The organism is Sporanaerobium hydrogeniformans, assembly GCF_002735925.1.
Lineage (GTDB): Bacteria > Bacillota > Clostridia > Lachnospirales > Cellulosilyticaceae > Sporanaerobium > Sporanaerobium hydrogeniformans.
The window spans coordinates 15,670-41,304 of record NZ_PEDL01000017.1; the positions used below are offsets into that span (position 1 = coordinate 15,670).

Sequence of the window (25,635 nt, forward strand, 5' to 3'; positions counted from 1 at the left end):
CTTATTCCTCCTACATCTTTCCTATATCATTAACTGCCCTACCTAAAAGTGAATCATGGGTTTGGACTACCTTTTGATTCGCTTCATAAGCCCTGGAAACAGTAATCATATCTACCATAGCCGTTACTGGATTAACCGTAGAAGCTTCTAGATACCCTTGAATGATGCTTCCCCTGAATTCTGTTCGAGGTGCAGTCGCTGCAAAAAGATTGTCATCTATTTTAGTAAGTGTTCGTGTATCCTCAAAATCAGCTAAATCCAATTGGTCTATATACTCTGTCCCTTTATAAATCGTACCATCCTCTTTAATAATGACTTCTCCGCCCGTTGTTAAAAAATCTTCTCCTAAGCTAATAGGTCCATCTTGTCCCATTACACTATAACCCTCTTTAGTTACAATATTACCTAGCTGATTAATTGAGAAGTTCCCATCTCGGGTATAGCTTGTCCCTCCTGGTGTTTGAATAACAAAAAAGCCAGAGCCTTGAATAGCCACATCTACTACTTCATCTGTTTTAATAACAGAACCTTGCGAAAACTGAGTATATACTTCGTCCACCCTTGCCCCTAAACTCATCCTACCAATAGGACCATTGTGAGGTACTTGATTCTGTGTATCGTCCAGACGACTCGCTAATATTTGCGGAAAAGATGCTATGACTGTCGTATCTTTTTTATAGCCTGTTGTATTGACATTGGCTAAATCATTAGAGATAACATCCATCTTTTTAGTTTGAACATTTAAACCCGTAGCGGCTGTGTATAAGCCTCTAATCATCCCTTTTCCTCCCTCTTTCTTTAACTATCTGTTATATGGATTACCCTTAGCGTAACGGTACTCTACCCACATACCTGTTCCTATGGCAACACAAGACATAGCATCTTCTGCAATTACTGCAGTAATGCCTGTTCTTTCATGAATTAATTTATCAAATCCATAGATAAGGCTTCCTCCACCTGTCAGTACAATACCTCTATCCGATATATCAGCAGCTAATTCTGGTGGTGTAGCCTCTAACACAGATCGAATACCATCTATAATATTAGTTATAGGCTCTTCTAACGCCTCCATAATTTCTTCTGAAGTGATAATGATATTTTTAGGAAGACCCAATACAAGATTTCTACCTCTTACTTCTATATCGACTGGAACCTCTCGTTTATAAACGCTTCCTACATTAATTTTTATTTGTTCAGCCGTTCTTTCCCCAATTAAAATATTATACTTCTTACGTACATATTTAATAATTGCCTCATCAAAGTCATCACCCGCACATTTAAGAGATTTCTTTACAACTGCTCCACCCAATGAAATAACTGCAATATCACTTGTTCCCCCACCTACATCTACAATCATACTTCCACAAGGTCTAGAAATATCTATGCCTGATCCAATAGCTGCAGCAATAGGTTCTTCAATAGTATCTACATACCTTGCTCCTGCTTGCTTTGTTGCATCCTCTACTGCTTTTTTTTCTACTTCTGTTACACCACTGGGTACACACACACCAATACGAGGCTTAATAAGTCTATGTCCTATAGCCTTGTTAATGAAATATTTTAGCATCTGCTCTGTTGCATCATAATCTGAAATAACCCCTTGGCTTAGAGGACGAATGGATCTTATATTTGCCGGAGTTCTCCCTAGCATCTTTTTAGCTTCCTCACCTACAGCCATAATTTCATTTGTTTTTTCTTTAATTGCCACTACAGAAGGTTCCCTTAAAACAATCCCCTTCCCCTTCACGTAAATAAGTACATATGCCGTGCCTAGGTCAATTCCAATATCTGTTCCAAATCCAAACATGGTTCTTCTCCTTTGTACCAATACTCTCTAATCTATACTTTATCTTAACTTCAGACATCAAATATTTTATTTATACTCTCAATACCTTATTATAACATTAAAAGGATTATTTTTGCAAAATATTCATAAATAATTATAGCATCTCATCAAAAATGAGATGCTATGTATTTTTATCTATTTTAGGATAGTGGAATATTTTTCTTTTGTTGCCAATCCTCCTCGTAGATGCCTTTCTGCTTTATTTAGCTCCAACACCTTTCTTGCTTCGGATGCAAGCTTTGGATTTATTCTCTCTAGCCTTTCTGTTACATCTTTGTGAACTGTACTTTTACTAATACCAAATTTCTTTGCTGTTTCTCGGACAGTAGCGTTAGAATTGATAATAAACTTCGCAGCTTCTACGGCTCTTTCTTCTATATAAGCTTTCAAGAAAAGGCCCCCCCTAACTTTGGCTCTTGATTAATCTTATGCAGGGCCCTTCCTACTTATTACAACTAAATGACATTTACATGAATTCTTCCACACACTTATAATCACTAAAAAGGAGCAGTGTAAGATCATTCTCTTATACTGCCCCTTTTTAAATACTTCAATAAGCTTATTGGGGACTATTCTGCATCCGCAGTATGTCCCATGTCTACACCTTCTACTTCTACACTTACATTAGAAGCATTTTGTTTGTAGTCAAGAAACTCTAATGGGTTCACAATATCTTCATTACACATCACTTGTAAATAAATGTTGCTACCTTCTAAAACAAAGGCACCCATTGGTTTACCTACTGTACCAATAATATCTCCAGCTTTTACAACTTTACCTAATAAATCTTTATTAGGTGTACCGCCTTGAAAACCATACACTGTCTTATAGCCATTGCCATTGTCGATAATCATTGTACGGCCTACATAAGGCATATCTCCCTCAAGAATAGTCGAATCATCAACAATATCAATAACCTTACCATCTGCTACAGCCTTTACATTTTCACCTGTTTGAGCTGCAATACAAACACCAAAAGTTCTCATTGTTTGATTAAGTGACTCACTATACCAATGACTTGTTGCTGCATCTGTGTAAGGTACAACAACTTTACCATCTACTGGCCAAACAAAGGTATCTCCTTTTGCAAAGAAAGGTTCACTTGCTACTGTAGCTGTGGTTGATTCAAAGTTCTCTGGCACAACACCTTCTACTGCTTCCTTACTTTCTTCACTTGTAGCTAAAGAAGAGGACTTTTCATCTTCTTTTACTACGGCTTGTTCTTCAGAAGCATCAGGTGCAATTCCTTCAGGCTCCATCTCTACAATAACGTCACCTACTTGCTCATCTTGAGCTTTTACATCATTTCCTGTAGCTGCTTCATTGGCTGCATAAGGATTAGCTTGTTCCTTTACATTGCCCTCCATACTAGGAAGAATAAATATGGCAGTAAGTGCACCTATGCAAATTACTCCTACAGCAATATAAAAGCCATACTTTTTAAAAAATTGTCCAACTTTTGTATTATTCATTCTATACACCTCCGACGTGTAGATTATCGCCAGAGTTTTTTTGTTTTATTCAATGTATTTTATCTTTTGTAATTATATTGTGCAATTTCTACGTCTGTATAGTAATAGCGAATGAGCTCCCTGTAATCCTTATCTTCTTTAGCTAATTCATTCGCCCCATTTTGACTAAAACCAACACCATGCCCTTCTCCCCTCACATCGAAAACTAGCCATTCCCCTTGATTAAAGATTTTAAAACAACTAGAGGGCAGGCCTAAAAGATTTTTAAACTCTTCTCCTTCTATAATTTGATTTCCTATTTGCAAACTCTTCACATACTCTGCCTGGTCTTTTTCTATTATTTGAATTTGTGTTTCTAAGTTTTTCTCTAACAGAATGTTAGGATATTTTTCTTCTAACAATTTGATAATTTCTGTCTTCTTTAAAGGTACTTGTTTGGTCACATGATCCTTACTACTTTCTACACCTACTAAGTAAGGAATATCCAGCTTGTAAACTTCTTTGGCATCACGTGTAAAACCACCACTTGCTCGATGATAAATAGCCTCAATCGGCTCATTATTGTAAAGAATGATTTCATTCCCCGTAGCTTCTACTGCTTCTTTATAGGTTGTATAGATAGACGCATAATCTTGCCCCCACAAATCTTTCATCTCTTCTTCTGTATAGCCTGTAAGCTCTCCTTTTGTTTCTATCCCTAGTATGCGCCTTGCCAAATAAGTACGGCATATAACCCCTTGAGCCTTTAGCGTTTCCATTTCATAATGAGAAGGCACCTCTTTAGCTAATATACCAATCAGCCTACTAGTCTCTACTAGAGATACCTGCTGTTCTTCTGTAATGCCTGTCTCCCTACTCTCCAATTTATAAGCAAGTTTTACATCCAGATTTCCTGTTACCCAAACAATAAAAAAGGGTAGCAAAAACAAAGTGCTCCCTATAAAAACAAACTGTATTAAGATTTTTTTCATCGATAGTACCCCCTTGTCCTCATCATCCTCTCTATAGTATATGAGAAAGGTACCACTTTATGAATTAAAAAGGCTCATTGTAAAAAGGAAAGGCTATCATACAAGTAGTGCTGTCTTCCTCTTCATTATAAATAAAGCTTATTTGTGTGTTTGCTTTTTGCCCTCTATGATCTCTTATAAAATCTTTATAGTCTTTTGTATAACCATAATAAGTAACCATATCTTCTCTATCTGTAGGTATATACGTATCTGTTATTTCCCCATGAAGGTTTTTCATTACTGTATTAGCCCAAACTTCTTGTTCACTAACACTTAATGTCCCTTGGAGGCATCCTTTAAAGCTTATATATTCACTTGGGCTTACTCTCCATTTATCATATAGTTTAAATGCCGCCTGTCTCCAAAGCTCCAGCTGGCCTATATCCTCTGTACCATGAAGCTTAAGTACATAAAAACTTGTTGTAGGTGTTTTTTTATTCGCTTTAAGCTCTAGCTCATATAGAGAATGCTTTTGTTCGTCCTCCACATGAACCTTAATGGCTGAGTCTTCTTTGCCTAGACTTGTTTGCGCATCATTATCATGTAACTGCGTACACAGCTTAGAGCACTCTTCACCATGTGAAAAGGCTGTAATAGCTTCAGCACCTTTTTGAACAAAGTCCTTAAGACTTGCAACCTGCCCTTCATTTATTCCTGAAAATGAAACTTCTATTTGGTTGTATGTAAGACCAGGTAATTGAACTGCCTCATAAAGAGTACCTAACGTGTTTGCTTTTTGATCATATAAATCGATCCCTAAAATATAGGTTGTTGATAAAAGTAAGGTAAGTAATATCACTTTACAATGGCTTAATCTCATAAAAAAATCCCCCTCTCCTTTTGTTAGTTAGAGTATGGGGGATTTTTGTTTTTCTTATTCACTTTTCTTCTTAAATTATTTACTCTATAACCTGCCAGATCCAGCTACTGAGCTCTTCAAAGGTCACTTTATTTTTAGCTGTAATCCCTTCAATTAACCCTATAGCATAAGCCTTTGAAACGGCTTCCGTATAAGTTGGACTTACACCTACAAAAGTCATTTTAGATGGTTTAATCTTATACCCTTGCTTGAGTTCATAAAGTTTCACTATGCCTGCTATAGCTTCCTCTTGGGTAAGTACACTGGAATGAGAGCTTGTATAAAGACCTGCTCGTCTTGCTTTTTCAAATGTTTGTGAAGAAGCTGAAGCTGTTAAATCTATACCTACCTGATTTTCGGCAATACCTAATAAAAGATTTACATACTGATCTCTATAAACGTAATCTGATTTATAGTATACACTACCTAAGCCTGAAATATTATAGGTAGCTGCAAGCTTACTCATTATGTAACTTGTCGTACCACTTACTGCTTGCATTTGTGTTTCATAAAGGGCATATAGACCTGTAAAGGCTGTTTTATAGCTTATATAAGTCTCTTTTTCACCTTCTATGGTATAGGTTTCATTGTTCCAGTTAGCTGTATCATAATTATAAGTACTAGCTGTAAGTGTTTTATAGCTATAATCTCTAATGCCATCTAATTTTAATTTTACTTTTATAGGATTTGTAAAGCTTTTAATGACATTTTGTTTAGTCCCTGACCTTACAGTAATCCCTAATTGTTCACCTTTTACAAATTTTTCAGGATAGGGCTTTACTATAAAACCAAGCTTATACTCCATCCCTTTTGTAAATTCAAATTGTACACTGTCTGTTGCTTTATAACCCTTTAATGCATAGCTCATATGCTTAACTGGAATCTCATAAGTTCCTACACTGGTTACTACCTTAAGCTCCATATTAAGGTTAGCCAAAGTATCTGCTAAAGCCTTAGACATCTTAAGACGTCTTACATCTGCATCGTAACGGTTATTATACCTTATAAGAGGAATGGTATAATAATAAGCTTTTTTATTGATTAAATCAGAGATTATCTTGTTGGTATCAACGATTTCATAAGTCCATATTCCTGAACTATAAGACTCTTCTACTGCATTAGGGAAGGTAACAACATATTCGTTATCTCCCGCATCGTATTCATTATCTGAATTTTTTGTCAAAATCCTTACCCTTGCTGTATAGGCTGATTCCTTTATAATTGTCCTCTCTGTTTCTGTATCCTTAAAGGTTAGCACAGTCTTTACACGTACATAATAGGGCCTATTGGCAACAAGACCTTTAAACTGTATCATGTTTTTAGCGTGTATTTCGAACTTAGCAGTTGTATCTCCTGTATTATTTTGCCCACTTGTACTTACTTCTATAGCATCCATAAATTCTGGATTATCTGCAAATTCTACTATATACTCATACTTTTTATTTGTTATTTCCGCTTGATTATCAAGATCCTCTTGAATACGCATCCATTCTACAGTAATGTAACTTTCTGTAACAGGCTTAAAGTCTTTACCTAACTCTAGTATGCTTTCATAGGCCGCTGGTCCAAGCCCTCTAGGTGCATCAGGTACCCCTATAGTTGTTGTCGTCTGTGTAACAGGGTTGCTCCATGCAGAAACTTCGGTGCCAATCTTTTGCTTAGCACGTATCCATACATTATAGGTAGTTTCTGGTATAAGCCCTGTTATGGTTACACTGGCTTTTGCTCCGTTAGAGACATAATTTTTATCCCCTGGCTTATCAGAGATAGTAAATTCCCATGTTTTTGCTTTATCTGGGTCACCTGTTCGGCTATAAACAAGTTCATAAATAAAGTCACTGTTATAGGTCCACGCTACTGATACCGAACTGTCTGTTACCCCATTTGGCATCAGAACAGGTACAATAGGCTTGGCTTCTGGATTTTCAAAGGAAGTATTTGTTGTCCCTATAACAAAACTTGGAAAAGTCTGTGTCAACTTTTCTCCTGTTTCTAGTTCTCTATAAGCTCTAATCATCACGATATAGCGCGTATTAGGCTTAAGCCCTCCCATTGTATATTGTTTCCATGCTAAGCCATCTCCGTGGTTAGCTGCACCTGGAGTGATAGTTTGCCACCCGGTCGTGCTATCTTTTTCATTATCATAAATCCATTTTTCGATTTCAAGTGCACTCGTTGTGGTAATCTCTTCCTTCATTGCTTTAATGACATCATCATAAAGTAAAGGCTTCACCTCATATTTCACATCATTTCCTAACGTTACGTAACGGTCTTTGTAATTAGCACCATAGGTAGACCCTACCGTTTGCTTAACAAGTTCTAGCTCCGTTTGTGTTAATAAAAGATGCTCCTTTAAACCTTCACTACCTGCAAATTTAATCTCTGGCTTTCCACCGGTATAGACTTTACTGTTCCAAAGTTTTGCAAAGAAACGTTCTTCTTCATCTGTGTACTTACTTGGATCATTAGCCGTAATCTCATGCCAGCTCTCCAACCATTCCATAGTGATACTTTCTTCCTTGATACCATTTGCTTGAATACGAAGAGGTGGTTTGGCTAAAACAGGTGGTGTAAAAATATCGCCATTTTTATCAACCGTAATAGCTACGATGGTAGGCTGAGACTCTTCATAAATACCACTATAATTTCTTTTAGCCACTATTTTAATGTAGTACGTATTATTGGCTATTAGTTTTTTTATCTCTCCCTGACGGTTAACATATTGTGTTAGTAAGGTTTTAAAACCTACTGCAGTTGTATTATCTTGTTTAAAGATTACACTTTGCTCGTCTCCTTCTTTTGCAGTAAAATCTTCAATGACTGGTTCTAACGTTTCATCTGCAAGTAAGGTTTCATAATCTACTACCCATATATCGTATTTCATACTGTATTCTACGCGCTCTTCACCGTTTACTCTATGCTTAGGCGCATCCCATACAAGTTGAAGTTGTAGCGGATTTTGATTTTTAGAATAAAAGGTATGCATCTTCATTTTGTCTTGGGAAATGTCATCCCCTTTAACTAGGTAATCTGCTTTGTTAAATCCCTCTTGGGTTTGAACACTATCTGAGTAGGGCTCTGGTATTTGAGGTTTGAGTGGTTGCTCTCTTAATTCATAAGGCACATATTCTACTTCCTTCGTAGTCAGTGTTTCCCCTCCTAAGAACATATACTCTACATAATAATAACTCTTTACCTTCGGTTCATCGTGCTCAAATCGCTCTGGGTCACGTGGTTGAAGGGCTGCATTGTTAATTGTTCCTATAAGAGTATAGCCGACCTCCCCTTCTTGTCTTCTCCATATTTTAGTCGTTTGAAGTGTATTGTTATCTGCCCATGCACCTAGCTTCCAAGAAAGCTCTATGCGACCTTTTCCTATAGATGTAATGTTTAACTCCACACTACGTGTTGCATTAACAATTTTAGGTGTCTCTGTATTTATTCCTATATTTGAAAAACGATCTTTTAAAAAGCTACTATTAATGTCGTCTACAACAACGTAAGCTGAATACTTTTGCCCTGGCCTTGTATTAGGTATTGTGTATTTTACTTTTCTGACACCCTTTTCCGTAATAAGCTGAGCGGTTTCTTCGGTAATCGTTACTGTTTGTGAACCCACTCCTGTTGGATTACTCCCATCTGTTCCATCTACTCCAGCTTTAGTCGATACATCCTTATCAATGTACACAAGCTTATAAGTCGCCCCTGGGATGTATTCCCAAACAATTTGAATCGCATCTCCTACTTCTCTTGCAGTAGTGTTAAAGTCGGTTACGAAATATTTCTTAGGATGCTCTCCTGTACCTGTTATCCCCGCTTCATACTGCTTATTCTCCTCATTGGTATGCCAATGTCCAGGGATTACACTTACCTTATATAGGCTACCATTCTTAAATTGGTTTGGATCAGGTAGTACATCCTCCATTTGTAAAGTATAGGTATTCTCCCCTGTGGCTGGAATTTGATTACTTGTTATACGATTACCAAAAGCATCTTCTAAGGAAAGTCTATAAAATTCTGCTTCTGCCTTATCATTACTATTGCCTTCTAAAATAGAATGGTTAGTTGCTTTTTTAAAGGTAATTCTAGCTTTAGGATACATGTTACTTCCCGTTCCATCATGACCTACTACAATAGGTGATATCCCATCCGCAGGCAACTTATCTTGTGTATTACCTAGCACGGGAAATGCATTTAAAAGCAGAATACCTGCTAATACCCCCGCTATCCTTCTTTTCTTCATATTCTTGCCTCCCTATCTTACTTGTACCTTGTAGAACATACGAATCACTTCTTCTACCATGAGCTGCTTGCTAGGTAGTACCTGTGAATTCGGATTATCTACTATCCTTAGTTCCACCGCTGCATAAACATAATTACGATAGATGGTCTGGAAAGCACCTATATTTTTTATACTCTGCCTATTTTTAATAGCTATTGCATGAATAGGCCTATTGTAAAGCTGCTCATACACTTGCATTGCAATGTATATGGCCTCATCCTGTCTCACACTCTGGCGATTTCCTATGTTATTTACACCTTTAATCCCCTTATTCTTAAGGTATACCGCATAATCTGCCCCTCGTTTCGCCCCCAACATTTTTGCTGCTATACCGTAGACCTGTTCCTTAGTAGCAGCTGTTTTGATCATGTAGCCATTTAAAGTAAAGAGGTCTGTCAAGGTATATTGGCTAATAAAACTTTGATAAGGGGCTAGGCTTGGCATAGTATCTATAAGGGATCTTTGACCTGTTAAAATATAAATGCCTAGTTCGCTTGCTTCTATATAAAACACACTTCCTGTATTATATGTTTCTATACTTTGCCAGCTACCTGTATAATGATAGCCATTTACTGCGAAGGCTTCTAGTTCACTTGCAAGAAGTATTGCCTTATCAATTTCATGGATACTCTTCTGAGAGGTTGTATAGCGTTCCATCACTTTTTTAACACGCTTAGCATGTTCTTTTTCAACCTTTTTAACCTTTTCATCTAATAAGTCTTGTAGAGCATCTAAATCAATGGTTTTATTATCGTAGAGTTCTTTTTCTAAATCTTGAACCAAAGCCTTTTTCTGTTCTTCAATTAGCTCATTTAAGTCATCCATTATTTCTATTTCTATATAGGCATCTTTTTCCTTACTATACACAAGCTCCATATCAATAAATAACTCTGGTGTAAGAGGCGTTTCACCTTGCAATGTGTTTATAGTAGTATCCGCTGCAAATTCAATCATCACATAATAATCTTCTATTTTATTACTGTCGATTTGAGCAATGGCCTCTTTTACTGCTTCATTTTGACTTACAAGTGTGTAAGGCCTAATACTTGCTTTATATTTACCTAATGTAATAGTAAGAATTGTATTTAAATGATTATCTACTATTAATGAAGCAGGCATGTAATACACAGCAGATAAAGAACCTTCTCCTGTTACAAGCTCGTATTCTCTTTTACTACTCAGCTCTGCCTCCATATAGCTTTTTCTATATTTATACGTATAGCCTTTCTCTACTTCCCAGTAAGGCTTCCTTCTCAGCTTCTCTACTTCATTTTCAAATTGGTCGAGGATTTCCTCAAATTGGTCATCCTTCTCTTGTTCATCTTCATCGTATTCTGTACGTGTACTAACAGGACTGCAATATAATGAAGTTGGATACCCTTCTGTCCCCTCTATCTTTTGAGTCTTATCCACTATACGTACTTTAATATTATACCGCCTATTAGGCTTAAGTCCTGTAATCTTGTACACATAATGCTTATAGCCCACAGTCACATCACTACTATTTTTTAAAGAGGTAAGTGGTACCATACTATACTTATTTACCTCATAAGCTGCATCTTCTTCACCTTGAATGGCAAAATCAAAGGCATACTCTCCTGGCACATTGGCTCCTTCTGGTATGGGTGCTTCAAAGCTTACTACAATCTCTTCTTTAGGATTATGTGCGTAGTTTTTTTCAAACTCCACCTTTAGATGAATAGGGGGTGAAACGGGTGCTGTTGTAACAGGCACCATAATCCAACTTGATTGGATGGGTTGCCCCTTTATCATGCACACCGTTCTTACATAATAGTAATAGATCACATTAGGTTTTAAAGTAGTATCTGTTAATCGAAAGGCAGCTGCAGATTGTTCCGGTTCTAACTTAGTCCAAGTACTATTTTTACTTGTATAAGTACTCATATAAGGTTGGGATTCATGAGGTGAATTTGATCTAAAACCAACTCGCACATTGTCTGCTGCAACTAATGCTTCCACTGTTTTCTTTTGCTCCTCAGACGTAAGCTGCTTATCTGTCCTTACAAACTCATAGTAAGTTTTTTGAATCGTATTATCCTCTTCAAAAACAGCTGGTGCCCACCCTAAAATAACAGAATTATTGTTGGGCTGCTCTTCTATCCAAATCTTTTCAGGAGTTGGAGGTACCTTATCTTCTGAAGTGGGTGGAATAGGTGTTGTGGTTGTTGTAAAAGTAAAGTTTTTAGATAAGAGAGAGTATCGTGCCCCCACCTTATCATTTGGAGTTCCTCTCCAAGGATCGAGCTTTGTACGCATTTGAATATAGTAAACTTGGTTAGGGTCTAACCCTTTTAATTCAAAGCTATCTATGCCCACTCCTGTAAAGGAAGGCACTTTTACAGTAAAGACAGCAACGCCTCCCTCCCTTATTGTGTCTATATAAGTACTTCCATTCCAGCTTGAAGTTAAATCAAGCTTATTATCTACTGAAATAGGGGAAGCTGTTAAAGCACCACTTTCTACCTTACTGATAGTCTGATTAAGTTTATCTGCTTTTTGATAAAGATAAACCTCATATTCCCCTCTAAATCTTCCTACCTTATCAACTGAGCCATCATGTAAATAATAAAAGGCAGGTTCTAGCATCCTTTTAACATAACTTTTAACATCTACATTTCCTACGTTTATTTTATACGATAAGACTTTTTGAATATCCGTTGTGGTATCTACCCCTGTAATATGTGTAGGGATGGGAATAATTTCTTTTGTATTATCAAGTGAAAGAGAAATCAAATTGGACTCATCACTATAAACAATAGGCTTGGTTGCTATAGGCGATACTAAAACAGTTCTAAAAGAAAGATAGTAAGTACCTGGTACAAGGCGATTGCTCAGTGTATCTTGCTTTTTACCTGTAATGGAGCTTACATAATCTCCAGAGGTTGCTGCTAAGTGGTTCTCTGTTAATTTTATCTGCTCCCATTTACCATCTTTCCCATAATTCATTAACACGACATCTTCCATCGTAAAAGTTTTATTCACTGGATCATAGCGAAGCTCAGGTGTATTATTATAGGTATCTCCTGCTGTTCCTTCAGCAACCGTAACAATGGGTTTATTGTCTGCATTTAGTGATACCTTGAAAATTTTAGAATAAGTAGCATATTTGTCATCTGTTACATGATTGGTATTGGTAATAGGATCTAAATCCTCTTTATCTTTACGAAGTAAAAGTTCATAGTAAAGATCACCTTCTTTTAAAAGTTCTGTTAAATCACTAGGTGCCTTCCATATTAACTTTTCAAACCCTATAGCTTGTGGTTGTGCGCCTTGAACATTACTCTCACTTGGTACTGCATATACATTATCCATATTTATTATCTCTGTAACAGGTGGTGTAGTAGGAAAATGTGATGGATTATAGTAAACAATCTGAGAGAGATACTTATTCCCATCTATCTCTACTTCTATCTTAAACCAATTGGCAGTAGAACTCGGTACAACAGCTGTTATATTTTGAGACTGACTTTTATTAGGGTCATATTCATAAATCATGTGTGGTACAGCTGCTTCTGTATCATGATTATTTAAAACATAAATATTATAAGTAGCACGTGACATAATATGGTAAGGAGTAATACTAAGCTGTACCTGATTACTACTGGTTTTATTTAAGGAATAGCCGAGATAAGTATACCCTTTATAGGCTGGCCAGTATTTATCTGACTGATTTCCATATTGCCAAGAGCCATCTACAACTGTACTTGTTTTAAGTGCATCCCACTGGATGACTTTTATGTTAGAACCGGTTACTTCATCTTTTGATAAATATAATGCAACAACATGATTTTTTACCTCCACTGTATTGGTAAGCGTTGCCCCATCATCTATTTTGACTGAACCTCCATCTTGAGGCTTAAAATCAATACGCATGGAATTTGCATTATCCGTTGCACTATATTTCGTTGCCATATTTAAGGTAATGTTTTGTGCATTGGTTGGATCAATGTAATCAAATATTCCTGTAGCCTTCACTTCTTTCAAAGTTTCAAAGCTTACTTTCACTCCTGGCTTAGAACCAGGTTTAACTGCTGTAATATCTTGGATAATCGTCTGTGATGCTAAATCCCCACCTGTTGTTACATACAAATGAGTAGGTTCAATCTTATAACCTTTAGGTCCATTAAATAGTTCTTTCTTGCCAATTTCTGCACCACCTACCTTTAAAGTAAAAGGTGTAATATTACCTTTTAGGACACCATTTGTATAAAGCATTAGAGTATTTCCAACAATCTTAATACGAAATCTTAGGTTGTCTCGTCCTTGACTTTCTGTATTGATGCTTACATTGTTAACAGCTACGTTATACTCTTGCCATGTTCTATCTACCTTTGTGCCTAGCTTTAAATTAGGCTCGATAACTGTTGATGTTTTAGATGTACCTTCTTTCCATGAAGATGTTGCATTGTCAAAGGCACGCTCCGTATACGTTATCTGTTCAGGCACATCCCCATCTAATACTGAAATTTGAGTTGCAAGGTTGGTTCCATCTGCATTATTTACTTCTACCTTAATCTTACGAGTTACAGTTGTTGTTCCTACTACTGCTTCTATGTAATAATAAAGCTCATATTCTCCTGCTGCATTAAGCTCCCATTGTACCAAAGCGGTTTCATCGGCTGCTATATCTCTATCAGCTAGAACTAATCCTGATGCAGCTTCTTTAAGCATTTTCTTAGTTACTGCAAAGCCTAATCCTGTATTTTCTGCAGCTTGGATGAAATTCATACCTTGAAAAACACCTAAAAACATTACAAAAGCTAAGAACTTAGCTATTTTTTTCTCCATTTTTCTTTGCCCCCTCATTCTCTTAAGTTTCTACTCATGCATCTATATAAAATTTTTATTTTTTACCAAACACTCCTAATTATTTATCGGCATACCTACTGCTTTTCATAACAAAAAAGGCAAAAAAATAAGTGCTTATGTCATCACCTTTTAGTGATTGAAACATTTAGCACTTGTTTTTTACCTTCTTAATTAGAGCTGGTCTAATATCTTTTTAAAAGCTGTTCCTATAGGAAGCTTTTTAAACGCTTCAATAGTAAAATAATCTATAGGAGAGGTATTTGTTTTACATCTTTTCAGCTCTTCTTCTCGTTCATGGCTCCAAGTAATAACAATGGGCTCCATTTGCCATTTTCTATGGCTAAAAACATGCAGCTTTGGCTCTAAAGGCTGAATAAACTCATTTGTTTTTTGTTTATAATTTTTCCCTTTAGAAGCTTCTATCATAGGTATACCCCACAACTGAGCTAACAATCCTTCTTCCGGGCGTTTTTCTAAACCATATTTATTTTCTTTTTTTAAGAGGACCAATGTATAAGCCTCCTCAATTACCTTTATTTTTTTACGTTTTATAGGATAAAGTGTCTCTTCACCTCGCCTATGTGCTTCACATAAGCTTGCTACAGGACAAATTGTGCATTCTGGATTTTGAGGTGTACAAATCACAGCTCCTAATTCCATCAGGGCTTGATTAAATCGATTAGGGTCTTCAGGCATTAACTCCATCACTTTATCTTCAAAAATTTTACGATTTTTAGCTACTCCTATATCATCGGATATACAAAATTGACGCGCTAAAATACGCATTACATTCCCATCTACTGCAGGGAGGGGGATACCATAAGCAATACTACAAATAGCGCCTAATGTATAGGGGCCTATCCCTGGTATTTCTCTTATCTCTTTGGGTTCTTTAGGCATCTGTCCTCCCCATTTTTCACTCACAAGCTGAGCCCCTTTTTGTAAGTTTTCAGCTCTTCTATAATAGCCTAGTCCTTGCCAATAGTGATGTACTTCCTCTAAAGAAGCCTCTGCAAGAGCCTTTGGATTAGGAAAACGTTCCATAAACCGTATATAATAAGGAATCACTGTATTTACCTGTGTTTGTTGAAGCATCACTTCAGAAACCCATATGGCATAAGGGTCTCTTGTTTCTCTCCAAGGCATTTGTCTTTTGTTTGTATCAAACCACCTAAGAAGCTTATGGGCATAGCTTTTTTTATCCATTTTTATGTGCATGCTTTCTCTACCTTATATCCTTTACTGTCATTATCTCATTCTACATTATTTTTAAAGTAAACTTCAATAATTATACCTTTAAAAGTTTTTCACTAAAATTTCCTAGGAAATCTTCATTAAAAACCCTTGAATAACAAAAATTTTATTTCCTGGGTGGTAAATTTCCTAATTTTTGCATAATCCTTACTTCTGGGTGTTTAGAAAGTTCAAAGCGATAAGGAGTTGTAATATAATTGTCTCCATCTATAACAATCCGAAGAGTAGGTCTTTGAAGATCTCCCATATAGTTTTTTTCAACTAGCCCTATCAACCTATTGCTAAGTAATACTGCTGATCCTACTGGATAAAAGTTAATAATACTCTCTAAAGTTTCTCTCACTTCTTGGTTTAAACGCTCTTTTCTAAGTAATAATACTGCTTCATTAAGAGGTACTCCTGGCCTATAAGGCCTGTCTGAAACAATCGCATTAAATACATCACAGCAAGCTACTATTTTAGCTCCAATATGTAAATCCTCTCCTTTTTTCAAAGGATAACCACTACCATCTTCCCGTTCATGGTGACAAAGTATAATAACCTTTGCAACAGCACTTAAATGAGGATCCTCTTTAATAACCTGATATCCTATTTGTGGATGCTCTTTAAGTATCTCATATTCATGAGGCATTAGTGTTTCTTTTTTATTTAAAATTTCCTTTGGAACAAATAATTTACCTATATCATGAAGTAAACATCCCATTACAATATCCTTTATAAGCTCCATCTTAAGTCCCATTTTTACTGCTAAGATAAGTGAGGTGATTGCCACTCCTAAAGAATGTTCATAGATGTCTTCATCATTTCTTTTAATATTCATGATGTCATAAATCATGTTTTTTCCAGCTATTTCTTCTAAAAGAGAGTTTACTATTTCCTTTATACTTTGCATATTGATGTTAAGACTCGTTTTACTTACATTAATAGACTCTATAAGATCATTTGTTAAAATTTTTCTTTTGTTTTCATCTACTATACTAACTGGTTCTATCCCTTGTGATAATGCATCATCTACATAGACGTAAGAAATGTTATATTCCTGCAGCTTTTCTTTATAAGAAAGTCTATACTGACTTTGACTTTTTAATAAAACCACTCCACTTTTACATACTATGTCCTTTGCAATAATCTCATTGCCCAATAATTTGTCAATTTCAACTAGGCGCATCCTTTATTCCCACCTTTATTCTATAGAGTTAATTTTTTGTAATAACTCTATGATACAACAAAAAGGACTACTCGCCTATAAAAACTTGAGCAGTCCTTTTCATTTTATATACTACCTTTTAAATTCATTCGTGTAATTGCTTTTTTGAGGGCCACTTCTGCACGGATTCTATCCATACTTTTATCGGCTAAACGTTTTTGTGCACGTTCTTTTGCCTGCCTTGCTCTTTCTTCGTCAATTTCTTCTGGAAACTCGGAAGCATCTGTAAGCACCACTACGCGGTCAGATGTTATTTCTGCAAAGCCCCCCATGGTTGTTGCTACCTTCTTAACACCCTCTTGTGTGTACTGAATGGTGTTATAGTCAAGTAAGGTTACAACTGGTTCGTGGTCGTAAAGTATCCCCATATCTCCTTCTGTTGTGCGCAGGATAACGGACTCTACTTCTTCGTCCAATATTTTCTTAAGTGGCGTTAAAATTTGAAGCCTTATTTTTGTCATCTTTAATCACCACCTATAGTGTTTTTGCTTTTTCTATTGCATCTTCAATCGTTCCTACCATGTAGAAAGCATTTTCTGGTAACTCATCATGTTTACCTTCAAGAATTTCTTTAAAGCTACGCACGGTTTCTTTAATAGGTACATATTGTCCTGGGTTTCCTGTAAAGACTTCTGCAACGTGGAAAGGTTGAGAAAGGAATTTCTGAACTTTACGTGCACGGTTAACAGTCACTTTATCTGCTTCACTCAGCTCATCCATACCTAAGATAGCAATGATATCTTGAAGCTCTTTGTAACGTTGTAAAATAGCTTGAACCTTGCGAGATACTTCATAATGTTCTTCACCAACAATTTGTGGGTCAAGCACACGTGAGGAAGACTCAAGTGGATCTACTGCTGGGTAAATACCTTGTTCTACAATTGCACGAGAAAGTACTGTTTTTGCATCAAGGTGAGCAAAAGTTGTTGCTGGAGCTGGGTCAGTTAAGTCATCGGCAGGAACATATACCGCTTGAACAGAGGTAATAGAACCTTTTTTAGTTGATGTGATACGTTCTTGAAGAGTACCCATTTCTGTAGCAAGAGTTGGTTGATAACCTACCGCACTTGGTGTACGTCCAAGAAGCGCAGATACCTCTGAACCTGCTTGTGTAAAACGGAAAATATTATCTACGAATAAAAGAACGTCTTGACCTGACTGGTCACGGAAATATTCAGCCATTGTAAGACCTGTTAATGCAACACGCATACGTGCACCAGGTGGCTCATTCATCTGACCAAACACCATGGTTGTTTTAGAGATAACACCTGAATCTGTCATTTCGTGGAAAAGGTCATTTCCTTCACGTGTACGTTCACCTACCCCTGCGAATACAGAGAAACCACCGTGCTCTGTTGCAATGTTACGGATAAGCTCTTGGATAAGTACTGTTTTACCTACCCCTGCACCACCGAATAGACCAATTTTACCACCTTTAAGATAAGGACAAATAAGGTCTACTACTTTGATACCTGTCTCTAAAATTTCAGCTGATGTAGATTGTTCTTCGAAAGATGGAGCTGCTCTATGGATTGGCCACTTTTCTACTTGTGGATCTGGTTTCCCATCCACTGCATGTCCTGTTACATTAAAGATACGACCGAGGGTTTGTTCACCTACTGGAACTGAAATAGGTGCACCCGTATCTACCGCTTCCATACCACGTACTAATCCTTCTGTCGCTGACATAGCAATACAACGTACTACGTCATCACCAAGATGTTGTGCTACTTCTACGGTCAAAATGGACCCGTCTTGCTTTTTAATTTCAATCGCATTATATATGGCAGGTAGCTTATCTGCACTAAATTTAACGTCTAGAACGGCTCCGATTATTTGGACGATATGTCCTACATTTTGTGCCATTTATCTTTCACTCCTTTACCTGTTATTTGAGTGCTTCGGCACCAGCTACGATTTCTGTTAATTCTTGTGTAATAGCTGCTTGTCTTGCGCGGTTGTATTGGATACTTAATTTATCCATGATTTCTGTTGCATTTTCTGTAGCAGAATCCATGGCTGTCATTCTCGCACCATTTTCACTCGCACTTGCCTCTACTAATCCACCATAAATAACATCAGCAACATATCTTGGGATAATATATCCTAGTACGGCTTCTGGTGATGGTTCATACACTAAAAGATCGCTTGGTTGTTCCGATTCACTAATCTGCTCTTCTATATTTTTCATGTCAAGTGGTAAAATCTTTACCATTTGAGGCTCTTGCTGAATAGAAGATTTAAAGCTTGTATAAGCTAAATAAACTTCTCCGATTTCACCCTTTTTGAACTTATCTATTACGTAATTAGCTATTTCTTTTGCATCACTATATGCTGGACTTTCTGAAATATCTAATAACGCTTTATTCACTTCAAAGCCTCTTGATTTAAATTGGTCTACACCTTTTTTACCTACAACAACTAAATGGGTTTTTGCCTTACTTTCGATAGCATTCATTGTGAGCTTACAAATATTTGCATTGTAGCCTCCACAGAGACCTTTATCTCCTGTAAGTGTAATATAAGCCTTTACATCTGAGCCATTTGCTCTTAGAAAAGGCGAACCTGTTCCCTTAGCATTTTGGGCTATAGATTGCATAGTTGTTAATATCTTATTGAAAAAGGGTCTTGTTTTAAGCGCTGCCTCTTTACTTTTATTGAGTTTAGAGGTAGCAACAAGATTCATGGCACTTGTAATTTTTTTCGTGCTATCAATGCTCCTGATTCGCCCTTTAATATCTTGTAAAGACGCCATCTACCTCACCCCTTTTCTATTCGTTTGCTTTGAAACCTTGTTTGAATTCTGTAATGATTGCTTTTAATTTTTCATCTAACTCTTTTGTAAGACCAGCTGGTTTGACAATCTCATCAAGAATATCTACATATTTTGTATTTACAAATTCAATAAGCTCTGATTCAAACTTTTTAACCGCACTAAGAGGAAGATCCATAAGGAACTTTCTAGTTGCTGCAAAAAGAATAATAACTTGATGTGCTACATGAAGTGGTGTATATTGAGTTTGCTTAAGCACTTCTGTAATACGTTCACCCTGTGCAAGTGCGTTTTTAGTAGCTGTATCGAGGTCAGAACCGAACTGTGCAAAAGCTGCAAGCGAACGGTACTGTGCAAGCTCTGTACGAATAGGACCTGCTACTTGCTTCATGGCTTTAATTTGAGCTGCACCCCCTACACGTGATACAGAAAGTCCTGGATTAACTGCTGGACGTACACCCGCATTGAAAAGCTCTGATTCAAGGAAAATTTGTCCATCTGTTATAGAGATAACATTGGTTGGGATATAGGCTGAGATATCTCCAGCTTGTGTTTCAATAATTGGAAGGGCTGTAATAGAGCCTCCACCTAACTCATCATTTAACTTAGCCGCTCTTTCAAGAAGACGAGAGTGAAGATAGAAAACATCTCCTGGGTAAGCCTCACGACCTGGTGGTCTATGAAGAAGTAATGACATGGTACGATAAGCAACCGCATGTTTAGACAAATCATCATATACAATGAGTACATCCTTACCACTTTCCATCCACTCTTCACCAATAGTAACCCCTGCATAAGGTGCAAGATATTGAAGTGGTGCCGCTTCACTGGCAGTAGCTGCTACGATCGTTGTATAGCTCATTGCATCTGCCTTTTCTAAGCTATTTACAAGTTGAGCAACTGTAGAAGCCTTTTGTCCGATTGCCACATAGATACAAAGCACATCCTTACCTTTTTGGTTGATGATTGTATCAATAGCAATAGCTGTCTTACCTGTTTGTCTATCACCAATGATTAACTCACGCTGACCACGTCCAATAGGCACCATGGCATCAATCGCTTTAAGTCCTGTTTGAAGTGGTGTATCTACAGATTTTCTATCGATAACTCCTGGAGCAATACGCTCTACTTGTCTATATTTATCAGACTTAATAGGTCCTTTTCCATCAATAGGTTGACCAAGTGCATTCACAACACGGCCGCGAAGTGCATCACCTACTGGCACCTCTACAACACGACCTGTCGATTTAACAGTGTCACCTTCTTTAATATTTTGGTCTGAACCTAAAAGAACAACACCAATATTGTCTTCTTCTAAGTTAAGTACCATACCATAAACTTCACCTGGGAACTCAAGAAGTTCTCCCGCCATAGCTTTCTCTAATCCGTGGATACGAGCAATACCGTCACCAACACTGATAACTGTACCAACATTCGCTACTTCAAGGTGTGATTTATAGTTTTTAATCTGCTCTTTAATAATACTGCTTATTTCTTCTGGTCTCAGATTCATTAACCTTTGCACCCCTTTCTATGCAAGTCTAAGTTCAGATAATTGTTTCTTTAAAGTCTGCATCTTGCCGCGAATGCTTGCATCTACAACTTTATCACCAACTCTAATAATTAGTCCTGCTATAATACTCGTGTCTATTATTGTTTCAAGTTCAATCTTGCTATTGGTACTTGCTTCTAGTTTTACTTTAATTGTGTCTACCTGAGACTCTGTAAGCTGAACAGCTGAAGTAACAGTGGCTTTTATAATGCCAGCTTGCTTTTTTACCATCTCAAGGAAAGCTTCTAGTACTTGTACTAAAAATCTTTGTCTATTCTTTTTAACAAGTAAGACTAAAAGGCCTACAATAGGTCCATCTACTTGGTTACTAAAAACCTTTTCCACTAAAGCAACCTTTTCTTCTAAAGTTACTTTTTGATTGTGTAAAACAGCTACAAAGTCAGGTGTATCCCTTAATGCCTTAAGGATATCCGCCACCTCTTCTTCATATTGTTTTACCTTGTTTTCTGTCGTTGCCACATCAAATAGGGCAGTAGCATATCTTTTTACAACTAACTCAGCCACTGTACATCCCCCATCTCTTTGATAATGTCATCTATCATTTCATTTTGTTTGGTTTCATCTATACTAGCACTTACAAACTTACTTGCCATAATTGTAGAAACCTCTATCATTTCTTTTTTAAGTTCATCCTTTATGCGTTCTTGCTCCAATTTGATATCATCCAGTGCTTTGCGTTTTATATTTTCGGCCTCTTCTTTCGCTTCTTTGATGATTTGCTCTTCTCTAAGAAGTGCTTTAGCTCTTGTATCCTTTAGGATTTGATTAGCTTCATCCTCAATTTTTGCAAGTTTTGATTCATAATTCTTTTTAAGCTCGATAGCTTCTACTTTTGACTTATTTGCGTCATCAATGTTCTTTGCAATACCAACCTTACGTTTATCTAGGAAATCTGTAGCAGGCTTAAATAATAGCTTATATAAAATAAATACAATAACCATTGTAGCAAACCATTGTTCAGCTAAGTCAAAGAGTAATTGTACATCAAACCCAATGATTCTTCCCGGCTCTGTAGCTGCTGATAATACTGTTATAAATGATGTATTCAAAGGGAAGCTCCCTCCTTTCTATGCCCGTGATGCATTTTGTGGTTCTATTAGCTTAAAGACATGTATTTTGTGATAAGTGGGTTAGCAAATAAAAGAATAATTGCTACTACAAGACCATAGATACCTGTTGTTTCTGCTACCGCCGCACCTAAAAGCATAGTACGTACTATGTCAGATTGTGCTTCTGGTTGACGACCTACTGCTTCTGCACCTTTACCTGCTGCATAACCTTGTCCGATACCAGGTCCAATACCTGCGATCATCGCAAGACCTGCTCCAATTGCTGAACATGCTAATATAAGCGCTTTTCCATCGATTTGATTTTCCATAATGAAATCCTCCTTAAAATCTTTAGATAATATTATTTAAATAAATTTACAAATAGTAATAACAGTGCGACAACCAAGGCATAAATACCTGTGGTTTGTGCAACAGCTTGTCCTAAGAGCATTGTTCTTACAATAACACTTTGGAGTTTGGGTCTTTTTCCAACTGCTTCTGCTGCTTTACCTGCTGCGTACCCTTGTCCAATCCCTGGTCCAATTCCTGCGATCATCGCAAGACCTGCACCCATTGCTGAACATGCCAGTACTAAACCTACCCCCGTTTTACTTACAAGAGGATTGGCAAAAAGCAAGATAATTGCAATAACCAGTGAAAAAATACCAGATGTTTCTGCTACCGCTGCTCCTAAAAGCATCACAAGAGTAGCTGCTTTCCCTCCGTGATTCGGGTTTTTACCCACTGCTTCCGCAGCCTTACCTGCTGCATACCCCTGGCCAATACCTGGACCAATACCTGCAATCATTGCAAAGCCTGCTCCGATTGCTGAAAAAGCTAATACAAGAGCTCTAGGGTCTACAGTAGTCATCCAACCAAAAAGTAAATCAAAGATTCCTGACATTTTGTTCACCTCACTTCCTATTATTCCATGGCACTTGATACAAAGGTCATACTAAGCATTACAAAAATAAGGGTTTGAAGTGCTCCTGCAAATACATCAAAGTATAAGTGGAATACTGCTGGGAGCCCTAGCGTTAATAGCCATGGCATCATCGCATAGTACAAGCCCATGATGATTGTTCCTCCTAGTATGTTACCAAACAAACGGAAGCTAAGTGAAACAGGCGTTGCAACTTCACCAATCAAGTTCAGTGGCAGCAAGAGTGGTACTGGTTCTAACAAAAACTTAAAGTACCCAGGTCCTTTTGCCTTTACACCCAAACCATGAATCATGAAGAAAGTGGTAAGACCGAACGCAAGTGTAGTTCCTAGGTCAGCTGTAGGTGGTCTAAGCCCTACAAGTCCAGATAAGTTACACATCAGAATGAATATAAAAAGTGGTCCGTAAAAATAACAAAAGCCTCTATTTTTTTCACCCATAGTACTTGCTGTAAAATTACCAAATATGTCTGCTATAAGCTCCACCACATTTTGTAATTTACTTTCTGGTATGTCTTTAAATTTCTTTATTTTAGCATTTAAAATAAGGGCTATAACTGTTAAAAAACCTATAATAATCCAAGTATTAATATGGGTTTGTGTAATATAAATAGCTTGCCCATTTACTTCAAATAATTTAAAGACGATTTTTGCTCCAAAATCTAAATTTTGTTCCACCTAGTCACGCTCCTTTCCATAAAAAATATATATGCAATGAGCTAAAAAGCTCTAGTTGCCTAACTTAAATACCTTAAATGTCTACTTTTTAAATGCTAACTGCATATAAGCAGCTACTTTCATCGATACAAGGCCAAAGAAAACACCCATCATATTGATACTGGGCTCTACTGCTGCGACAAGAAGCACTACTGCTGTCAAAAGATACCTCAGCATATAATGACGAGTAGTATAGGATTTTGCTTTAGCTTCTGGCATTAATACCGCCTTATGAAAGGTATTTTCCATAAGCCTATATTTAAGAAGAGAAAATATAAGCCCAAAAAGTATTCCTAAACTCCAGCTCCATCTATCTGAAGTGATGAAAAGACCTATTGCATAAACAATCAAAGTAAAGCCTAGCATTGTTAAATACATGATGTTTCCCTTTAGGTTCACCTTATTCACGCTTTTCTCCTTTCTTAATTTCCTTACCTACTATATAAAACAAATTCCGAAATGCTGCTCCTACTCCTAAGAATATAAAAATAATTGTAAATAAGGGTTCCTTTTGAGTTTTACCATCTAAAAAGGCCCCAAACCATATACAGAGGAGTATAGGTACTAACATAGAAATACCTACTTGAGAAATTAATGAAAGACATCTTACCCAATTATTTTTTTTCATTCTTCACCTCATAGTAGTTTTAGGTCTATTTATAAAGGTAATCCTTTGGCCTATTAGAGAGCTTGCCAAATTCATATAAAATAGCTTCTGTTATACGCCTTGATGCTTCTCCATCACCAAACGGATTTTTAGCCTGTGCCATTTGAGCATAAAGTGTTTTATCCTCTAAAAGCTCCTTTGTTAAGCTATAAATCCTATCTTGCTCTACCCCGGCAAGCTTAAGAGTTCCTGCTTCTATTCCTTCAGGTCTCTCTGTTACATTGCGAAGTACTAAAACAGGCTTACCTAAAGAAGGTACTTCCTCTTGAAGTCCTCCTGAGTCCGTTAAAACTAAATAGGATCTACGCATGAGATTATGCATATCTTTTATATCCAAAGGTTCTACGAGATGTATGTTCCTTATATTACCTAATAGTTTATATGCCACATCTCTTACAGCTGGATTTTTATGAACAGCATATACAACCTCAACATCCTCATACTCCTCAGCTATGGCTTTTACTGCTCGGCATATGTTCTCAAGTGGCTCACCTAAATTTTCTCTCCTATGAGCAGTCATGGTAATTACACGTTTCTCTTCATAAGGAATAGTATTAAGCTCCTCTACACTAAAAGTATAATCGTTTTCTATTGTTGTTTTCAGTGCATCAATAACGGTATTCCCTGTTACATAAATGCTGCTTTCTGAAATAAACTCCTTAAGAAGGTTTTCTTTAGCAAGTGGAGTGGGTGAAAAGTGTAAATTTGCAAGAGAACCTGTAAGCTTTCTATTCATTTCTTCTGGAAAAGGCTCATAACGATTATACGTACGAAGCCCTGCCTCTACGTGTCCTACTTTGATTTGTTTATAAAATGCTGCTAAGGCTGCTACAAAGGAAGTCGTTGTATCTCCATGTACAAGTACAATATCAGGCTTTGCTTCCTCTAAAACCTTTTCAAGACCTTCAAGTACCCTTGTTGTAATACCTGTTAGTGTTTGTCTTTCCTTCATAATATCTAAATCATAATCTGGATGTAGGCCAAATAAATCAAGTACTTGATCTAGCATTTCACGGTGTTGAGCCGTCACGCATACCATACTTTGTATGTTAACATTTTTTTGTAATTCTAACACAAGAGGAGCCATCTTTACAGCTTCAGGTCTTGTGCCAAATATACTCATCACTTTAATTTTATCCATTTCTATAACTCCT

General features: G+C 36.9%; 22 protein-coding genes and 1 pseudogene. All 23 read right to left on the reverse strand.

Going from position 1 to position 25,635, the window contains the following annotated elements; translation table 11 throughout:
• Positions 1 to 10: 10 nt before the first annotated feature.
• Positions 11 to 778 carry a flagellar basal-body rod protein FlgF gene (gene flgF, locus CS063_RS13490; protein WP_099450226.1) on the reverse strand — a complete coding sequence of 256 codons (768 nt, stop codon included), beginning with the start codon at positions 776 to 778 and terminating at the stop codon, positions 11 to 13.
• 24 nt (positions 779 to 802) lie between these two features.
• Positions 803 to 1,807 (reverse strand): rod shape-determining protein, encoded by a 1,005-nt coding sequence (gene mreB / locus CS063_RS13495; RefSeq protein WP_099450227.1) that lies wholly within the window; start codon positions 1,805 to 1,807, stop codon positions 803 to 805.
• A gap of 174 nt (positions 1,808 to 1,981) precedes the next feature.
• A complete protein-coding gene (gene spoIIID, locus CS063_RS13500; protein WP_099450228.1) occupies positions 1,982 to 2,236 on the reverse strand; it encodes a sporulation transcriptional regulator SpoIIID in 255 nt (84 codons plus the stop codon).
• A gap of 179 nt (positions 2,237 to 2,415) precedes the next feature.
• The gene (locus CS063_RS13505) at positions 2,416 to 3,318 is read right to left on the reverse strand and encodes a peptidoglycan DD-metalloendopeptidase family protein (protein ID WP_099450229.1); all 903 of its coding nucleotides are present in this window, start codon (positions 3,316 to 3,318) and stop codon (positions 2,416 to 2,418) included.
• Between the two features lie 59 nt (positions 3,319 to 3,377).
• Positions 3,378 to 4,289: a SpoIID/LytB domain-containing protein gene (locus CS063_RS13510; protein ID WP_099450230.1), complete on the reverse strand. Its 912-nt coding sequence runs from the start codon at positions 4,287 to 4,289 to the stop codon at positions 3,378 to 3,380.
• Between the two features lie 64 nt (positions 4,290 to 4,353).
• Positions 4,354 to 5,148 (reverse strand): YwmB family TATA-box binding protein, encoded by a 795-nt coding sequence (locus CS063_RS13515; RefSeq protein WP_099450231.1) that lies wholly within the window; start codon positions 5,146 to 5,148, stop codon positions 4,354 to 4,356.
• A 79-nt stretch (positions 5,149 to 5,227) separates the two neighbouring features.
• Positions 5,228 to 9,430, reverse strand: a complete 4,203-nt coding sequence (locus CS063_RS13520) for a fibronectin type III domain-containing protein (RefSeq protein WP_099450232.1) — start codon at positions 9,428 to 9,430, stop codon at positions 5,228 to 5,230.
• A gap of 12 nt (positions 9,431 to 9,442) precedes the next feature.
• Positions 9,443 to 14,278 (reverse strand): hypothetical protein, encoded by a 4,836-nt coding sequence (locus CS063_RS13525; protein ID WP_099450233.1) that lies wholly within the window; start codon positions 14,276 to 14,278, stop codon positions 9,443 to 9,445.
• Between the two features lie 192 nt (positions 14,279 to 14,470).
• Positions 14,471 to 15,517, reverse strand: a complete 1,047-nt coding sequence (mutY, locus tag CS063_RS13530; protein WP_099450234.1) for an A/G-specific adenine glycosylase — start codon at positions 15,515 to 15,517, stop codon at positions 14,471 to 14,473.
• 142 nt (positions 15,518 to 15,659) lie between these two features.
• Entirely contained in the window at positions 15,660 to 16,721 is a 1,062-nt protein-coding gene (locus CS063_RS13535; RefSeq protein WP_099450235.1) for an HD-GYP domain-containing protein, read from the reverse strand.
• Between the two features lie 104 nt (positions 16,722 to 16,825).
• Positions 16,826 to 17,221, reverse strand: coding sequence for an ATP synthase F1 subunit epsilon (gene atpC, locus CS063_RS13540; RefSeq protein ID WP_099450236.1), 396 nt, complete (start codon positions 17,219 to 17,221; stop codon positions 16,826 to 16,828).
• 13 nt (positions 17,222 to 17,234) lie between these two features.
• Complete coding sequence (gene atpD, locus CS063_RS13545) at positions 17,235 to 18,626, reverse strand: F0F1 ATP synthase subunit beta (protein ID WP_099450237.1); 1,392 nt, start codon at positions 18,624 to 18,626, stop codon at positions 17,235 to 17,237.
• A 22-nt stretch (positions 18,627 to 18,648) separates the two neighbouring features.
• On the reverse strand, positions 18,649 to 19,515 hold the full coding sequence (atpG, locus tag CS063_RS13550; protein ID WP_099450238.1) for an ATP synthase F1 subunit gamma: 867 nt from the start codon (positions 19,513 to 19,515) through the stop codon (positions 18,649 to 18,651).
• A gap of 16 nt (positions 19,516 to 19,531) precedes the next feature.
• Positions 19,532 to 21,046, reverse strand: coding sequence for a F0F1 ATP synthase subunit alpha (gene atpA, locus CS063_RS13555; protein ID WP_099450239.1), 1,515 nt, complete (start codon positions 21,044 to 21,046; stop codon positions 19,532 to 19,534).
• An 18-nt stretch (positions 21,047 to 21,064) separates the two neighbouring features.
• Positions 21,065 to 21,610, reverse strand: coding sequence for an ATP synthase F1 subunit delta (atpH, locus tag CS063_RS13560; protein WP_099450240.1), 546 nt, complete (start codon positions 21,608 to 21,610; stop codon positions 21,065 to 21,067).
• On the reverse strand, positions 21,598 to 22,155 hold the full coding sequence (atpF, locus tag CS063_RS13565; protein ID WP_099450241.1) for a F0F1 ATP synthase subunit B: 558 nt from the start codon (positions 22,153 to 22,155) through the stop codon (positions 21,598 to 21,600). The genes atpH and atpF overlap by 13 nt, the downstream gene beginning before the upstream one ends.
• A 47-nt stretch (positions 22,156 to 22,202) precedes the next feature.
• The gene (gene atpE / locus CS063_RS13570; protein ID WP_099450242.1) at positions 22,203 to 22,484 is read right to left on the reverse strand and encodes an ATP synthase F0 subunit C; all 282 of its coding nucleotides are present in this window, start codon (positions 22,482 to 22,484) and stop codon (positions 22,203 to 22,205) included.
• Between the two features lie 32 nt (positions 22,485 to 22,516).
• Positions 22,517 to 22,729 carry an ATP synthase F0 subunit C gene (gene atpE / locus CS063_RS18155; protein ID WP_334293225.1) on the reverse strand — a complete coding sequence of 71 codons (213 nt, stop codon included), beginning with the start codon at positions 22,727 to 22,729 and terminating at the stop codon, positions 22,517 to 22,519.
• Positions 22,730 to 22,762: 33 nt separating this feature from the next.
• A pseudogene (gene atpE / locus CS063_RS18160) lies at positions 22,763 to 23,026 on the reverse strand (ATP synthase F0 subunit C); the annotation flags it as partial.
• 53 nt (positions 23,027 to 23,079) lie between these two features.
• A complete protein-coding gene (gene atpB, locus CS063_RS13580) occupies positions 23,080 to 23,775 on the reverse strand; it encodes a F0F1 ATP synthase subunit A (protein WP_099450244.1) in 696 nt (231 codons plus the stop codon).
• Positions 23,776 to 23,856: 81 nt separating this feature from the next.
• Positions 23,857 to 24,222 carry an ATP synthase subunit I gene (locus CS063_RS13585; RefSeq protein WP_099450245.1) on the reverse strand — a complete coding sequence of 122 codons (366 nt, stop codon included), beginning with the start codon at positions 24,220 to 24,222 and terminating at the stop codon, positions 23,857 to 23,859.
• Positions 24,215 to 24,442 carry an AtpZ/AtpI family protein gene (locus CS063_RS13590; RefSeq protein WP_099450246.1) on the reverse strand — a complete coding sequence of 76 codons (228 nt, stop codon included), beginning with the start codon at positions 24,440 to 24,442 and terminating at the stop codon, positions 24,215 to 24,217. The genes CS063_RS13585 and CS063_RS13590 overlap by 8 nt, the downstream gene beginning before the upstream one ends.
• Before the next feature lie 25 nt (positions 24,443 to 24,467).
• Positions 24,468 to 25,622 (reverse strand): non-hydrolyzing UDP-N-acetylglucosamine 2-epimerase, encoded by a 1,155-nt coding sequence (gene wecB, locus CS063_RS13595; protein ID WP_099450247.1) that lies wholly within the window; start codon positions 25,620 to 25,622, stop codon positions 24,468 to 24,470.
• Positions 25,623 to 25,635: the final 13 nt, after the last annotated feature.